Source organism: Devosia lacusdianchii, assembly GCF_022429625.1.
In the GTDB taxonomy this organism is placed as follows: domain Bacteria; phylum Pseudomonadota; class Alphaproteobacteria; order Rhizobiales; family Devosiaceae; genus Devosia; species Devosia lacusdianchii.
The window spans coordinates 2,149,976-2,165,814 of the sequence record NZ_CP092483.1; the positions used below are offsets into that span (position 1 = coordinate 2,149,976).

Genomic DNA, 15,839 nt, shown 5'->3' on the forward strand with positions numbered 1-15,839 from the left:
CGGCGGCAACTCAAAAATTTGATCGACTGGTCAAATTTCCGATCGCGCTAGGCGGAGGGGCAACATGGAATTCGGCATCACCTTCAAGGGCTTTATCGAGGCCGAGCGCGCGCGCTATCTTGTCCGCGCCGCCGAATATGCCGGCTTCAGCTATTGCTGGTTCTACGATTCCCACATTCTCTGGCGCGATTGCTACGCAGCCATCGCCATGTGCATGGAACACACCACCAACATGCGCTTCGGCCCGCTGGTGACCAACCCCGACGTCCGCGATTGGTCGGTTGCCGCTTCGCTGTTCGGCTCGCTGTCCAAGCAGAGCGGCGGCCGCTTCGATCTGGCCGTTGGCCGCGGCGATAGCTCCCGCCGCGTCATGGGCAAGAAGCCCGCCACCCTGGCGCGTGTCGCCGAGTTCATCCACAAAACCAAGGCCATGGTGCGCGGCGAGGAAGTCACCTATGGCGAGATCGACGAGCCGGTGAAATTTCCCTGGGCCGTCGGACACGACATGCCGAGCTGGATCGCTGCCTACGGCCCGCTCGCGCTCAAGACCGCCGGCGAGCATGCCGACGGCGTCGTGCTGCAACTCGCCGATCCAGGCCTCTGCAAGTGGTTCACCGACCAATGCATCGATGCGGGCAAGGCCGCTGGCCGCGACATGTCGAACTATCGTTCCATGGCCGCTGCGCCCGCCTATTTCGGTGACAAGGCTCGCGCCATCGAGGCCACCAAGTGGTTCCCGGCCATGGTGGGCAACCACGTTGCCGATATCGTCGAGAAGTACGGCGCCGACAGCGACAAGGTGCCGGCCAGCCTCACCAGCTACATCGAAAAGCGCCGCGGCTACGACTATTCAAAGCACGGCCAGGCCGACAATCCGTTCCTCGACTTCATCACGCCCGACGTGGTGGAGAACTTCTGCGTGCTCGGCGAGCCGGATGAGCATATCGCCAAGATGCACGCGCTGAAGGCGGCGGGCATTACGCAGTTCAACATTTATCTCGATAGCGGCGACGAGGAAGAAATCATTGCCGGTTATGGCCGCCATGTGATCCCGGCGTTTCGGTAGAGGGGTACACCGCTCCGCGAGTGGGCTCCGCCCCACCGCTTTCCCTCAGGCTTGACCCGAGGGCCTCTTTCAGCACGGCACAAGCGGCGAGTGACCCCCGGGTCAAGCCCGAGGGAACGTGGTGGGTGGGGATAGATCAGGCAAGCAATCGGGTGCTTTGGACCTCACCACACGATCGGGTGCGTGTCCCCCGTCGCTACATTCACAAAGCCCTCTGGCGCAAGCGGTGACGGCGCAACCAGCACCCAGCGCCAGGGCGCGCAGGTGAGTGTGGCGAAAGCCAGCCGTTCCGGGAAGCCGGGCCACCAGCGCGGCGAGAAGGTCGGCTCGTACATCCACTCGATGCTCTCGCCCTCGCGGTAGAGCGCCTGCATCTCGGCGTCGAGTTCCGGTGCGGGCCGGCAGGTCATGAGGCCACCGACCTCGTAGCGAACGGTCGCGACCAGTTCGCCACGGCGTACCAATGCCCAACCGCCCTGGGTTTTGCGTAAGGCATTAGCCGCCTTGGCCATGGCGCCGTCCGACGACCCCACCACCCAGATGTTATGCTTGTCGTGGCCCATCGAACAGGCCAACGCCGTATCCTCTGTCTTCGGGCCAGTACCCAACCAAAACATGCGCGAGGTCTTACCCTCGCCCGAGAAGCGATCGACGATGGCGAACTTGGTGATGTTGCGCGCCGCGTCACGCTGCACAAGCCCGTCAACCACGGGCAGTTCGGTGGTAATGAAGTCATCGGACCAATGGAACGGGCGCAACAGCGCCGCACTGACCTGGTTTCGTCCAGCGGGAGCAGCGATAGCGAAATCGGCGGCCGTCAGTTCGCGATCGATCTTGACTGTCTGCGTCGCCCAATCCGGCCAGGCGATTTGTGGCACCGGCTTGATGTAGCCCCTGTCCTTCGACACCTGCTCGCCATCTGCCCAGACTTCAGCGATAGAGAGGCTCTGAACATCGTCCAGCAGCACCAGATCGGCAAACCTACCGGGGGCGATCGAGCCGACCCACGGCGTCAGCCGCATATGCCGCGCTGGATTGATCGTGACCAACTGGATGGCGATTTCGGGCGATAGCCCGGCCTCGATCGCAAGCCGCACATTGCGGTCAGTAGCGCCCAGTTTCATCGTGTCCGAACACGAACGGTCATCGGTGCAAAGCGCAAACTGCGACCAATCCTCTTGGCCCCACGCGAGCAGGCCCGTGACGATCTCCTTGAGCGAATGCGGTCGGATTTCCATGAACAGCCCGCGCCGCAGCTTGTCGGCCACCTCTTCCGGCGTCCAGGCCTCATGATCCGACGCCATGCCGGCGGCCGCGAAGGCGTTGATGTCGTCGATCGCACGCATGCCGGCTGCATGGCCTTCGACCACACCGCGCTGCTCGAACGTGGCGCGGATCATGCCCCATAACCGCTCGTAAGACGGGTTCTCGGGGTTCCACACCGCCGGCCAGTCCATTACCTCGTCGAGGCCGGCGACCATCATCTGGCTGGTCAGGAATTCGCGCTGCTCGTCATAGCCGAAATGTCCACCGCCCCATTCATAGGCCGTTGGCGGCACGGCGGAACCGGGCAGCGGGAAGATTTTCATCGGCGAGCCCGCCAGGCGCGCCGTCAGCCAGAACTCGAGATTGCGAGGACCGTTGACGTTGGAGAACTCGTGGCTCGCCTCGCAGGTCCAGGTGCAACCATGCGGCAGCACCAGCGCGGCTTCCCATTCCGGTGTCAAATGGCTGGATTCAATGTGCTTATGCACTTCGCCGAAGCCCGGCACTGCCGCCAGCTGAGAACGATCAACGTGCTCGTCAACATCGCCCGGATACTTGCCTGCCGGGCCGACCCAGGCAATGCGGCGTCCCGAGACAACGATCTCCTGATCGTCATGCCAGCGCCGGCCGTGAACATCGAGCACCCGCCCGAGGCGGATAGCGCGCGTCGCCGGACGTTTGCCCAGCGCCACCAGTGCCAGATGCTGGCGAATGCGGATTTCGTCGTCAGCATTGATCAGCAGGTCGGCAGGCATGTCACTCACGTTAGCCGGCCCTCATCCAGTGCCTTGATGATCCAGTCGCGATAACGCTGGTCCTTGTCGTTGATTTCAGGGACCACGCGCGACGCCTCTTCCATGAAGAAGCGATAGTCTCGGCCCATCTGCTGCCCGCGCCCGGTATGCATATCGAGCGCCACGTCGGGGATCTCCGGCGAGAGCTCGCCGAGCCCGGTCCCGCGCATGGCCCAGTTGACCATGTCGTCCGTGGTCCGGTCCTTCACCGATGTCGTCAGCACGCGAATGGCATGCGCCGCGAACAGGAACCGGTCGCCAGTTGGGCGGTCATAGCGCAGGTGCTGCTGGTAGAGCGTCTCAACCAAAACAGGCGCTTGCGGATTGCCGAGGCCGACATCCTCCACGGCGATCACGCACAGGCGCGACCACAACTTTTCTTCCATCTCCGGGCTGGTGATATACATCTCCCAGCCCAGCAGCAGCACATTGTCGAGCATGCCGCGCCGTAGCGACTTCTGCAGCGCGGAAATGACTTCGTCGGCCGCAAAGCCATTTTCCGTCGTGGTCCGCCGCCACGGATCGGGCGGCTGCTGCACCTTTACCATCAGATTGCTCCCGCTGCCCAATTAACGATCTGTCCCCAAAGCCGATCGTAGCCGTCCCACTCGACGAATGCCGGCGGCGCCCAATGGGGGCCGCAGTCCGAGGCGAACGCCACTGCCCTGCCCTTACCGAAACCACCGGCCACGATCAACGGATCATCGCCAACGCTGGCCACCAAAGCCGCGCCGCCCTTGGCGACGAGTTGATTATAGCCCAGCAAGCCCGGCCAGACGCCGGTCAGTCCCGCAACGATAGGATGGTTTGTGTCGCTGACTTTGGGCGTCACGCCCTGCGGGCACTCCACCCGGTCATCGTGGCGATAAAGCGTGACCGGCATCGCTTCCTCGATAGCAGAGCCGGCATATTGTCCCTTGGCGTCGATGCCTTGGAACGTCAGATAGCCGCCCACCATGACGAAGCCGCCACCATTGCTCACGTAGTCGCGGATGGCATGCAGCCTGTTCGGCAGCGGCTTGGAGCGCACAAAGGTGTCGGGGTGTAACAGGAGCGTATTGGCACCGATATCGGACAGGATCACGCAGTCATACGCCGCGAGCTCCTCAGCCGTATGCGGAAAATCGCGAGCCGCCACATGCGAGGGCTGGTAGACCACCTCCCAATCCGCAGCCTCGAGCGCCGACTTCAGCCAGCGAACGCCTTCGGCATATTCCGTGGTGGTGAAGCTGTCGAAGCCCTTCTGGTGGATAGAGTGAACCGTCCACGACTCCCCGGCAATTAGAACGCGACGCTTGCTCATCGATCAGCTCTCCCCAAGGTTTCGTACGGATTTGCGGATGACCAGGCTTACCGGCAGACGCGTCTGCGGCTCGGCCTCGGTCTTGTTGATCAGCGCCAGCAGGCGCTCGAATGCGATGCGGCCCATCTCGGCGATGGGCTGGTGGATGGTGGTCAGCGGCGGATCCACCAGTTCGACGAGCGGCATGTCGTCGAAGCCGACCAGCGAGAGGTCCTCAGGCACGGAAAGGCCAGCCTGCCGTGTCGCCTGCAGCACCCCGATGGCGATGTAGTCCGAGCACGCCAACACCGCCGTCGGGCGCCGGGAACCGGCGAGCAATTGGGTCGCGGCCGCGCTGCCATAGGCGCGCGAGTACTCGCCCAGCATGATCCAGTCCGGCGGAACGCTCAGGCCCGCCTCCGCCATGGCCCGCTCGAAGCCCGCAAGGCGCTCGCGCACACTCATAAGCCCTGGCGGACCCGAAATCAGGGCTATGTCGCGGTGACCGGCCTCGATCAGATGCCGCGTGCCCAGATAGGCCCCCTGCTCGTTCTCGACGAACACGCGTGGCACGGCGACGCCGGGAATGTCTTCGTCCAGCAACACCACGTTGTGATGCTGCTGCAGCAACGTTGCCAGCGTGCCGTCGTCCGGGCGGTTGGTCATCATGATCAGGCCATCGACATGCTGATCCTGCAAGCGCTGGATGGCGTCGATCTCGCGGTCACGATGCCCCTGCGTGGACGACATGTAGACAGCATAGCCGTGGCGCTGAGCCTCGGCCTCGACCGCGCCGGCAAGCTCGGCGAAGAACGGATTGGCGATCTCGGGCGTCACCAGGCTGATAGCCTCGGCCTTGCCGGTGGACAGCCGCTTGGCCAGCAGGTTTGGCCGATAGTTGAGCTTGGCGATAGCCGCGTCGATGCGCTCTCGGGTCGCCAGGGGCAACTCAATCCGGTTGTTGAGGTATCGGGACACCGCCGTTGGCGAAACGCCCGCCTCCTCGGCAACGTCGCTCAGTGTTGCCATGATCGCTCCCCGATGCTGTGGACCGCCATCACCCTGCGCTTTCCACTTGCTGCTATCTTGTGCATTTTTTTCACTAGCATATGGTTTGAGCAAACGCGTTGTGATTGCATTTGACAACACCAGCATAGATGGCGTTAGATTGCCTTGTAAACCGCTTTACTAACTCTGTAGGCAAATGACCTCGTTCCTGCTCCGCGATACCACCGTCCTGACAGTCGACGCCTCGGATACCCAATTCACCGATGGTTGGGTCAGCGTCATCGATGGACGCATTGCTGGCGCTGGTCCGATGTCGAGCGTTCCCGACGTAGCGCAGTTCGACGAGATCCTGTCCTTGCCCGGCCATCTGGTGATGCCCGGCCTCGTCAACGCCCATACCCATTCCGCCATGGTGCTGTTTCGCGGCCGCTCCGAGGGCCAAAGCCTGCTGACCATGGACGGCTGGTACAATTCCATCCGCGAGCCCGAGCTCTCCCTGCTCTCATCGGATATCGGCCCTGCTGTCGCCCTCTCCTGCGCCGAGATGGCTTTGTCGGGCACCACGACATTCTGCGACCAGTATTTCTTCGCCGACGAGATTGCCGCCGCCGCTGGCGAAAGCGGCCTGCGCGCCGTGATTGCCTACGGCATCGTCCAACTCGGCGACACCGCGCGTGGCGAAGAAGAACTGGCCAAGGCCGCCGCCTTTATCGAGCGCCAGCGTTCGGCCGATGGCCGTATCATTCCCTGGTTCGGCCCGCACGCGCCCTATGTCGACAATTCCGAAGATCTCGTTCGGGCCGAGGTGGCCATGGCGGTCAAATACGGCTCAGGCATGCACCTTCACATGGCGGCCGGACCGGAGGACAACGAGCAGACGCTGGCGCTTTACGGACTGACCGCCACCCAGGCGCTTGACCGCGACGGGTTCTTTGCCGGCAGGGTTCATGCCGCGCATTGCCTCGATCTCAGTGATGAGGACATTGCGATCTTCGCCGCCGCGCCCGCCGCTTCAGTCGCCTACTGCGCGACTGCCGGCCTGCGTTCCGGTCGCGCGGACATGTGCCCGGCAGTGAAGCTGCGCGCGGCCAGCGTTGTCGTCGCGCTCGGCACCGACAATGTTGCCGCCAACAATTCCTACGACATGATCGCCGAGATGCGGGTGGCCGGTCTTGTTGCCTCGCACCGCGAAGGCCGGGCCCAGCCCATTTCCAGCCGCGAACTCATTCGCATGGCGACCATCGATGGCGCCCGCGCGCTCGGCCTTGAGCACGAGATCGGCTCGCTGGAGGTCGGCAAATCGGCCGATATCATCGCGATCGACATGAATGGCGCCGGCTATTCCGAAACTCCGGATGTAGAGACAGTCCTGGTCTATTCCGGCAGCGGCCGGGATGTGCGACATGCCTGGGTGGCCGGTGAGGCCATTGTTCGCGACCGCGCTTTGCTCCGTCGCGAACTCCGCGATATTCGAGAAGAATATTCCATAACATACAAAGACTTCTGGTCCCGCGTTGAAGCGGCACGAAAGGTAGCTTGAGTTGACTAATCCGAAACTGATCCTGGACACCGATGGCGGCGTAGACGATGCGCAGGCCCTGCTGATGCTGATTGCCGCCGGTCGCACGCCGGATGCCATCACCACGGTGTTCGGCAATGTGGGGCTTGAAGCCGCCACGCGCAATATCTTGGCCACGCTGGCCGTCGCAGGCGCCAAGTCGCCCGTGCACAAGGGCGCTGGCCGCCCCCTGACGCAGGCGATCATCGACGCCAAGTACATTCATGGCGAAGACGGGCTCGGCGGTGCTCCGCGCCCGCTCGAGACTGGCACCGCCACCAGCGAAGACGCCATCGGCTTCCTGCGCACCACCTTCCGCGAAGCCGGTAACCGCGGCGAGAAGGTCGATATCCTGATGATAGGCCCACTGACCAACCTGGCGCTGGCCCTGCGGCTAGAGCCGGCCATCATCAACGGCATCGGCCAGCTCACCATCATGGGCGGCACCGTCTATGGTCGTGGCAACACCACGCCGGCTGCCGAGTTCAACATCTACGCCGACCCTGAGGCGGCCGCAGTCGTGTTCTCCGCCGATATCGAGATCGTCGTGGTGCCATGGGAACCCTGCGTCACCCACAATATGAGCGGTGTCGACGTCGACAAGGCCTTCGGCAAAGTGGCCGAGGGCGCTGAACGGGCCTTCTCCGAGGCCCTGGCCCACCACGCCCGCCGCACCAATGAGAGCTACGGCGGCGGCGACGTGTTCCGCTTCGTCGATCCGCTGGCCGCTGCCGTCGTGATCGATCCCTCCATCATCACGAAATCCGTGCGCGCCTCCGTGGACGTGGCGCTCGCCCCCGGCATCACCCGCGGCATGACCGTCGTCGACCCGTCCGGTCGCCTCGGCACGCCGATGGTTACACTCGTCGAAGAAGCCAAGACCGACCGCCTGGTCGCCCTCTACGCCGCCTCCATAGCCTACACCCCCAACAAGCACTGAACCCACAGGAGTGCCGCTCATGTCGCTGCAATTGCTGTCTCGCCGGGCCTTCGCCGGTCTGGCCCTCGCAGCGGGGCTGATGACCTCAGCCGCCGCAATTGCCCAGGAATACACTGAGGACAACCCGCTCAGCGTCGCGCTGGTGCTGCACGGCACGCTCGGCGACAAGAGCTTCTTCGATAGCGCGGCCGCCGGTGTTGAACGGGCTGTGGCTGAGCTTCCGGTCGAAGTGAAGATCATCGAGGCCGGCTATGACCGCAGCCGTTGGCAGCCGGCTCTCGCGGACGCCACCGATACCGGCTACGACGTGGTCATCGTCGGAACCTTCGATATGACGGGCTTCGTCGTCGAACTGGCGCCGGAATATCCGGACACCAAGTTCATCGTTTTCGACGACACCCCGGATTTCTCCACCGGCTGCTGCGCCAACGTATTGGCCTTGCAGTATCAGACGTCGTCGGCGGGTTACCTCGCCGGCTACGCCGCTGCCAAACTCTCCACTTCGGGCATATTGGGCACTATTATCGGCATGGAATTCCCCACCGTGACCGACTTCAAGGTCGGTTTCGATGAGGGTGCCAAGGCGGCCAACCCCGATGTCCAGATCCTGAACGCCGTCGCCGGCACCTTCAGTGACCCGGCCAAGGGCAAGGAAATGGCTCTGGCCCAGCTTGCCCAGGGCGCCGACGTGATCTTCCCGATCGCCGGTGGCACCGGCATTGGCGCCCTGCAAGCCGTTCGCGATGCCGGCAAGCTTGCCGTCGGCGTCGACAGCGACCAGGCGACCATCTTCGCCGCGACCGACCAGGCCCAAGCCGACGTGATCTTCACCTCGGTTGAAAAGAAGGTGGGCGACTCCCTCTTCCTCGCACTGCAGCAAACCATTGACGGTGCCGCCGCGTACGGCTCCTCCGTCTTGCTCGGCCTGCCCGAGGGCGCCGTCGGCATCTCCAAGAACGCCTATTACGAAAAGCTGGTCCCCGCCGAGGTCCGCACCGAGGTTGACGCCCTCGAGGCCGAGATCAACGCCGGCACGCTCGTTCCCGCGACCGACATGAAGTAGTCCGGCCGGCGGCGCTCCCAAGGCGCCGCCGCTTCAATTCCAACCGGAAAGACGTCCATGACCGCGCTTCTGGAAGCCATCGGCATCGGCAAGACCTACCCGGGCGGCGTTGTCGCCAATGACGGCGTCAATCTCTCGATCAATGCCGGCGAAGTCCATGCCGTGGTGGGCGAAAACGGCGCCGGCAAGTCGACGCTGATGAAGATACTGTTTGGGATCGAACGGGCAGATCGGGGCGAACTCAGGCTTGATGGCAAGCCGGTCAGTTTTGCCAATCCGCGCGAAGCCATCGACAACGGCATTGGCATGGTGTTCCAGCACTTTTCGCTGGTGCCGTCTTTCTCGGTCTATGAAAACGTCGTGCTCGGCTCCGAGCCCCATTCCGGCATCCGCTTTGACCGCCAGCAGGCGATCGACGCCGTGCGCAGTCTCTCGGACAAATTCCGCCTGTCAGTCGACCCCCTGCCGCCCGTTGGCCGGCTCCCCGTCGGCCAGCAGCAGCGCGTGGAGATCCTCAAGGCGCTGTATCGCGACGCCCGCATCCTCATTCTCGACGAGCCCACCGCCGTCCTGGCGCCGCAGGAAGTCGAAGAACTGTTCGTCGCCGTCCGTGCCCTGGTTGCGCAAGGACGCACGGTAATCTTCATCGCGCACAAACTGCCAGAAGTTCTTGAAATATCTGATCGTATCACCGTCATGCGCGCCGGCAAGACGGTTGGAGAGATCGCTGCGAAGGACGTCACTGAAACCAGTCTCGCCACGATGATGGTCGGCCGCGAAGTGGCTCTACGTGTCGATCGCGCCAGGAACGACGGGCCGATGGCCTGCGAGATCAAGGCGTTGAAGGTCGCCAGCGAAGCCGGTGGCATTTTGGTGGACGACCTCAACCTGCGCGTACACGCCGGAGAAATCGTCGGTCTTGTGGGCGTCGAGGGCAACGGACAGTCCGAATTGCTTGAAGCGATCGCCGGCCTGCGCCCGATCGCCGAAGGTGTGGCCTATCTCGACGGCACCGACCTCGCACCACTCTCCGTTCTGGAGCGGCGGGCCAAGGGCCTCGCCAGCATTCCCGAGGATCGGTTAGCACGCGGCCTCGCCACCGGCGCCAGCGTGGCCGATAACCTCGTCGCCACGCGGCTCGATGACGTGAGATATGTTCGCAATGGCCTGCTCGACCTCAAGGCCATCAAGACCAACGCAGAAAAGCTGATCGAACGGTTTTCGATCCGTGTCGGCGGCCCTGGCGCTGCGGTGGGCACGCTGTCCGGCGGCAACATGCAGAAGGTCGTGGTCGCTCGCGAGCTGGCCGAGCAACCCAAATTGCTGCTGGTCAATCAGCCCACACGCGGCGTCGACCTTGGTGCGACGCAGTTCATCTGGAAGTCCCTCACCGAGGCCAGGGACGCCGGCGCTGCCGTGTTGCTGAGCTCGGCCGACCTCTCGGAACTCTTGGCCCTGTCCGACCGCCTCGTCGTCTTCTACCGCGGCAAAGTGGTCGCTGCCTTTCTGAATTCCCACGAGCTGACACCCGAAACATTGGGCACATACATGCTCGGCATTGCCCGGCAGACCCCGGAAGAAATGCAGGGGGGCCTGCGATGAGCATGACCACCACGGCCGAACTTGGTCGCCAGGCGCGCTTCAAGACCATCCGCCGAGAGGCAGGACGGGCGATCAGCGCCGCCCTGATCGCGCTCGGCATCGCCTTCGTCATCGTGCTGTTCACGTCCGAAGCGCCGCTCGAGGCCTTCAACGTCCTCCTGACCGCGCCGATGTCGCGGCCACGCACCATCGGCTTGTGGATCGACGACGTCGCCAAGCTCACCGTTACCGGCCTTGCCTTCAGCCTGGTGTTCCAGGCCCGCCAGTTCTCCATGGGCGTGCAGGGCCAGGTCTATGTGGGCGCTCTTGCCGCCAGCTATGTGGCGCTGTCTCCACTTGGCGCGACTTGGGCCGGCATTCCGCTCGGACTTGCAGCCGCCATGCTCGCCGGAGCGTTGTGGGGCTTCATCCCCGGCATTGCCAAGGTCAAGTTCGGCGCTAACGAGATCGTCTCGTCGCTGATGCTGAATTACATCGCCATCGAGCTCTGCAACTTCCTCGTCCGCACCAACCTGCCCAAGCCTCAGGCTGGGGTGCTGACCAGCAACAACTTCCCCGAAACCGCCGTCTTTCCGGCCCTGGTGCCCGGAACGCGAATCGATATCGGCCTGCTCTTCGCCATCGTCGCGGTACTCGCCGTGTGGTTCGCCCTCTATCGCACCAGCTGGGGCCTTAAGCTCCGGCTCGTCGGCCACAATGCCAGCTTCGCCGAGTATTCCGGCATCCGGTCAACCGCCATCATGGTGTCCGCTATGACCGCTGCCGGTGCCCTCGGCGGGTTGCTCGGCTCAATGTTCGTACAGGGACAGACCTACGGCTATCTGACCGTGCTGTTCGAGGGCAACCTGGCTTTCGAGGGTATCCTCGTCGCCATCGTTGCTCGCAGCCGACCGCTTGCCGTGCCCGTGGTCGCGCTCTTCTACGGCTACCTCCGACAGGGCGCGCAATTGATGAACCTGCGTACCGACGTGCCATCAGAAGTGATCGGCGTGGTCACCGCCATCATCATCCTGCTCGTTGCCTCGTCCTTCTCCCTGCCCGGCCGCAAGCTCTGGGCCAAGGTAACTGGGCGCTCTGCCATACCCGCAGGGGCCATGGAGACACACAAATGATCGAACTTCTGGTCACAGTCTTCTCCACCACCTTTTTCGTCACCGTCATCCGCACCTCGACGCCTCTGTTGCTCGCAACGCTAGGCGGGCTGATCGCGGATCTGTCAGGCGCGCTCAACGTTGCGCTCGAAGGCATGATGCTTGTCGGCTGTCTGACGGCGGTCATCGTCTCGGTCTTCGCGCCCTGGTACGTGGCCGTGCTGGCCGCAATCCTGGCCGGCGCCCTGCTCGGCGCCATCATGGCGTTCTTCCACCTGCGGCTCAAAGCCGACATCATCCTCGTTGGCTTCGCCATCAACATCCTGGCGGCCGGCGGCACCGTCTTCGCCCTAACCATGGCCACGGGTGGCGACAAGGGCACCTCGATCAATCTGACCTCCAAAGCTGTGCCGGCCGTCGATCTGTCCTTCCTCGGCCTTATCCCCGGCATCGGCAATTTCCTCGTGCGCATGCTCTCCGGGCACTCGCTGCTATCCTGGCTCGCCGCCTTGCTGGTCTTTGCGATCTGGTACTTCCTCTACCGCACGCCGTGGGGCCTGTGGCTGCGGGGTGTCGGTGAATACCCTGCAGCGCCCGAGGCCGCGGGTATTCCCGTCAACGCCATCCGCACCTGGAGCCTGCTCGTCTCCGGTGGCCTCGCCGCCCTTGGCGGCGCGCAACTGGCCATGTTCAACTATATCGGTTTCACCCGCGACATGACGGCCGGACGCGGCTTCATCGCTCTCGGTGCCGTGTTGCTGGGCGCGCGCCATCCGGTGGGTGCGCTAATGGCGGCGCTGCTGTTCGGGGTCTTCGAAGCGCTCGCCGTGGTCATGCCCGGGCTCTTCAACTGGATACCCGCAGAGCTGATCCGCATGATCCCTTTCGTCGTCACCATCCTAGCCCTGTTCCTCTTTAGCTACCGCGCCATGCAGGCGCAGCGCCTCCGTTCGGCAGGCCACTGATGGCCCTGCCCAATGACCTGATCCTCAATGCTGCCGACGACGTGGCGATCCGGCAGCACCTGCTGCTGGTCTCGCTTGGCAAGAAGCCTGCAGACCGCGCGATAGAAGTTGGACGCCTCTTGGCCGTCCATGCCAATCACTGGCTGGAAAACCAGGAGATCGTCATCTCCGGCCGTCGCATCGCCTATGTGGGGCCGATCGGCTCCCATCGCGGCGAGGTGGCTGAGCGGATCAAATACCCACACCTGTCCGCCGTGCCGGGCTTCGGCGAGGTGCACAAGCACATCGAATCCACCCACCTGACGCCAGAGTTCGAAGCCGCTCTTGTCATCCCGCGTGGCAATACCTGGACCTGCGAAGCCAGCCATGAGTTCGCCAATGTCAGCGGCGCCCGCAACACCGAATTCTGGCAGAAGGCCCGCCGCGCCGGCTCGCCACTGAAGGTCTTCATCCAACCGGGCTCTGCCGTGCCACCCAGCGCCTGGGAGGAAAGCGGCGGCTATTACGGCTACGACGAGCAGAAGAAATTCCTGCGTGACGAACTGTCGGTGACCGGGCTCGACGAAGTGATGGATTGGCCCTCAGTCTGGGACCCCGCCAATCCCGGCTACGAGCGCATGTGGGGCATGATCCGCGCCACGTTCGAAATGCGCGGCGTCGTCGAGGGCCACGGCAATGGCCTCACCGACTTGCACGACATCTCAGCTTTTGCCGCTGCCGGCCTGAGCTCCGACCACGAAGTGTGGGCGTTCCAGGAGACCTGGGACCGTATCATGCTCGGGCTATTCACCGAGCTGCGGCCCTTTTCCTACGACGCCATCATCCCTGGGCTCGTCGAGCGCGGGCTCAAGGACTGGTCCAACATAGCCTTCACCACTGACGATCGCAGCGCCTGGGACACCCTCAAGGATGGCGCCACTGACCACAATGTGCGCCTTGCTATCCATTACGGCATGACGCCCGAAATCGCCATCCAATGCGCCACGATCAACCCGGCGCGCCACATGCGCATCGACCAGTGGGTCGGCTCGATCGCCCCGGGCCGCTATGCCGATATTGTGCTACTCGACGACGTTCCGTCCATTTCCATCGCTCACGTCTATGCCGACGGACAGCTTGCCTCGACCGGCACCACATTCACCGGTCCTATGCCACGGCTTGATTGGCCCGACTGGGCCAGCAACACCATGAACATCGGCCGCACGCTGTCAGCCATCGATTTCGCCATCAGCGCGGAACCCGGTCGCCAAACCATGAAGGCAGCCGTCCTGCGCCCCTTCCACTGGAACGAGGATTTCATGGTCGAGGAGCTGCCGGTCGTCGACGGTATGGTTCAGCGTGACCCTTCCCGCACCATCACCAAGTGGTCGATGATCGACCGCTATCGTGGCGACGGCGCCGTCGCTTCCATGTTCTGGACCGGCTGCGGCCCGGAGGACCCAGAAACCGCCCTCGCCTGCTCCGTCGCCCATGACAGCCACAATGTCTGGTGCATCGGCTCGTCCGACGTCGCCATGGCCAAGGCAGTCAATCATCTGCAGTCTATCGATGGCGGCTGGGTCCTCGTACATCGGGGCGAGGTCGTCGCCGAGGTTCGCTTCGAAATTGCTGGCTTGATGACCGCGCGCCCGGCCGAAGCCCTCGATGCGGAGATGCAGGCTTTCCTGCGCCGGGCCGAGCAGGTTACGTGGATGTACCAGCCTGCCGCCATGAACCGCTGGAAACCCGGCTTCCCCGAATTCCTGATCTTCGCCACCCTCACCTGCTCTCCCTGGCGCTGGGTGCTCGTCGCGCCGTCGAAGCTGGCGCCCAATGGCTTCGTCAACGTCCAGACCGGCGAAACGCACGCGATTGTCTGGTAGAATCGCGTACCGCTGAGATCCGATCTTTGCGTTGATAAAGCGCTTCACAAAGCTTCAAGCTCAAAGATTGGGCTTGCAGAGCCATCGCCGCAAAAATAGGCTTCGATATATCAGCACGCCGCTAGAGATAGACGTCGGCTGGCAGGTCGCGTCCGGTGCAAAGGAACCCAACCATGAAGAAACTTGCTGCTACAGCGCTGGCCCTATCGGCCACCGCACTGCTCTCTGCCGCGCCTGCCATGGCGCAGGGCAAAACGCTGACCATCTCATGGTGGGGCTTCAACGGCGAAAAGCTGGAAGCCATCGTTCTAGCGCCGTTCCGCGAACAATGCGGCTGCGAGATCGTGTTCGAGACCGGCAATAACGGGGAGCGCCTGAACAAGATTCAGATCCGCAACGGCGCCGGCGTCGACGTGGCCTATTTCTCCGACAGTTTCAGCCAGCAGGGCATCGAAGCCGGCCTGTTCCAGAAGATCGATCCAGCCAAGCTGCCGAACCTGGCCGGCATCTACGAGCTCGCCCGCGACCCGCAGGGCGGCTACGGCCCGGCCTACACCATCGGCCGCGTCGGCATCGTCTATGACTCGGCCAAGGTGACCACGCCCATCGCGTCGTGGAACGATCTGTGGCGCGAAGATCTCGCCGCCTCACTGTCCCTGCCGGGCATCACCACCACGGCCGGTCCGATGGTGGTGATGAAGGCCGGAGAACATCAAGGCGTTGACGCCTTTGCCGATGCCGACGGCGCCTTTGCTGGCGTCGAAGCGCTCAAGCCCAACGTGGTCAAGAACTACAATACCGGCTCCGAGATGATCAATCTGTTCTCGACCGGCGAAATCTCGGCCGCCATCGCCCAGGACTTCACCCTGGGTCAGATCCAGGCGGCCGTTCCCTCGGTCGTCTGGGCCGAACTGGGCGAAGGCTCGATCGCCACGCTCAACACCGTCAACATTCCTACGGGTGCGGCTGAACCCGAACTGGCCTACCAGTTCATCAACCTCATCCTGTCCCCGGAAATCCAGCAGCAGCTGGCAGAACAGGGTGTCGACGCCCCGGTCAATACCTCGGTAACGCTGACGCCCGAACAGGCTGCGCTCTGGACCTATGGCGCCGATCTGATCGCCGGTCTGCAGCGCATCGACTACGTCAAGATGAACGCCGCCAAGAGTGGCTGGGTTGACCGCTGGAACGAAATCTTCGGCATGTAAGACGTATCGCCGCGCAGGACGTTGCTTGTCCGCGCGGCCTCCCATCCACGATGTCACCCCGGCGAAGGCCGGGGTCCATCCTGAGATCGATCTTGATGGCGCCATCTCAGGATGGATTCCGGCTTTTGCCGGGA

At 63.4% G+C, this 15,839-nt stretch carries 13 protein-coding genes; 9 read left to right on the forward strand and 4 right to left on the reverse strand.

The window, feature by feature from the left end:
• Positions 1 to 64: 64 nt before the first annotated feature.
• Positions 65 to 1,066 carry a TIGR03842 family LLM class F420-dependent oxidoreductase gene (locus MF606_RS10495; protein ID WP_240233745.1) on the forward strand — a complete coding sequence of 334 codons (1,002 nt, stop codon included), beginning with the start codon at positions 65 to 67 and terminating at the stop codon, positions 1,064 to 1,066.
• A 164-nt stretch (positions 1,067 to 1,230) separates the two neighbouring features.
• Here MF606_RS10495 and MF606_RS10500 read toward each other — a convergent pair whose 3' ends face one another.
• The 4 genes from MF606_RS10500 to MF606_RS10515 are packed head-to-tail and all read right to left on the reverse strand — an operon-like array spanning position 1,231 to position 5,437.
• Positions 1,231 to 3,087 carry an adenine deaminase gene (locus tag MF606_RS10500; protein WP_240233832.1) on the reverse strand — a complete coding sequence of 619 codons (1,857 nt, stop codon included), beginning with the start codon at positions 3,085 to 3,087 and terminating at the stop codon, positions 1,231 to 1,233.
• Between the two features lie 5 nt (positions 3,088 to 3,092).
• The gene (locus tag MF606_RS10505) at positions 3,093 to 3,674 is read right to left on the reverse strand and encodes an AAA family ATPase (RefSeq protein WP_240233746.1); all 582 of its coding nucleotides are present in this window, start codon (positions 3,672 to 3,674) and stop codon (positions 3,093 to 3,095) included.
• Positions 3,674 to 4,429 (reverse strand): glutamine amidotransferase, encoded by a 756-nt coding sequence (locus MF606_RS10510; protein ID WP_240233747.1) that lies wholly within the window; start codon positions 4,427 to 4,429, stop codon positions 3,674 to 3,676. Before MF606_RS10510 ends, MF606_RS10505 begins: the two co-directional genes overlap by 1 nt.
• A 3-nt stretch (positions 4,430 to 4,432) precedes the next feature.
• Positions 4,433 to 5,437 (reverse strand): LacI family DNA-binding transcriptional regulator, encoded by a 1,005-nt coding sequence (locus MF606_RS10515; protein ID WP_240233748.1) that lies wholly within the window; start codon positions 5,435 to 5,437, stop codon positions 4,433 to 4,435.
• 175 nt (positions 5,438 to 5,612) lie between these two features.
• Between MF606_RS10515 and MF606_RS10520 the strand changes: the two genes are divergently transcribed.
• From MF606_RS10520 to MF606_RS10555, 8 genes are all read left to right on the forward strand, one after another.
• On the forward strand, positions 5,613 to 6,956 hold the full coding sequence (locus MF606_RS10520; RefSeq protein WP_240233749.1) for an amidohydrolase family protein: 1,344 nt from the start codon (positions 5,613 to 5,615) through the stop codon (positions 6,954 to 6,956).
• A 1-nt stretch (position 6,957) separates the two neighbouring features.
• A complete protein-coding gene (locus MF606_RS10525) occupies positions 6,958 to 7,914 on the forward strand; it encodes a nucleoside hydrolase (protein WP_240233750.1) in 957 nt (318 codons plus the stop codon).
• A 19-nt stretch (positions 7,915 to 7,933) separates the two neighbouring features.
• On the forward strand, positions 7,934 to 8,977 hold the full coding sequence (locus MF606_RS10530; protein ID WP_240233751.1) for a BMP family lipoprotein: 1,044 nt from the start codon (positions 7,934 to 7,936) through the stop codon (positions 8,975 to 8,977).
• Positions 8,978 to 9,034: 57 nt separating this feature from the next.
• The gene (locus MF606_RS10535) at positions 9,035 to 10,579 is read left to right on the forward strand and encodes an ABC transporter ATP-binding protein (protein ID WP_240233752.1); all 1,545 of its coding nucleotides are present in this window, start codon (positions 9,035 to 9,037) and stop codon (positions 10,577 to 10,579) included.
• Positions 10,576 to 11,691, forward strand: coding sequence for an ABC transporter permease (locus MF606_RS10540; protein ID WP_240233753.1), 1,116 nt, complete (start codon positions 10,576 to 10,578; stop codon positions 11,689 to 11,691). The genes MF606_RS10535 and MF606_RS10540 overlap by 4 nt, the downstream gene beginning before the upstream one ends.
• Positions 11,688 to 12,635 (forward strand): ABC transporter permease, encoded by a 948-nt coding sequence (locus tag MF606_RS10545; RefSeq protein ID WP_240233754.1) that lies wholly within the window; start codon positions 11,688 to 11,690, stop codon positions 12,633 to 12,635. The genes MF606_RS10540 and MF606_RS10545 overlap by 4 nt, the downstream gene beginning before the upstream one ends.
• Positions 12,635 to 14,497 (forward strand): adenine deaminase, encoded by a 1,863-nt coding sequence (locus MF606_RS10550; RefSeq protein ID WP_240233755.1) that lies wholly within the window; start codon positions 12,635 to 12,637, stop codon positions 14,495 to 14,497. Before MF606_RS10545 ends, MF606_RS10550 begins: the two co-directional genes overlap by 1 nt.
• Before the next feature lie 173 nt (positions 14,498 to 14,670).
• On the forward strand, positions 14,671 to 15,705 hold the full coding sequence (locus MF606_RS10555; protein ID WP_240233756.1) for an ABC transporter substrate-binding protein: 1,035 nt from the start codon (positions 14,671 to 14,673) through the stop codon (positions 15,703 to 15,705).
• Positions 15,706 to 15,839 lie beyond the last annotated feature (134 nt).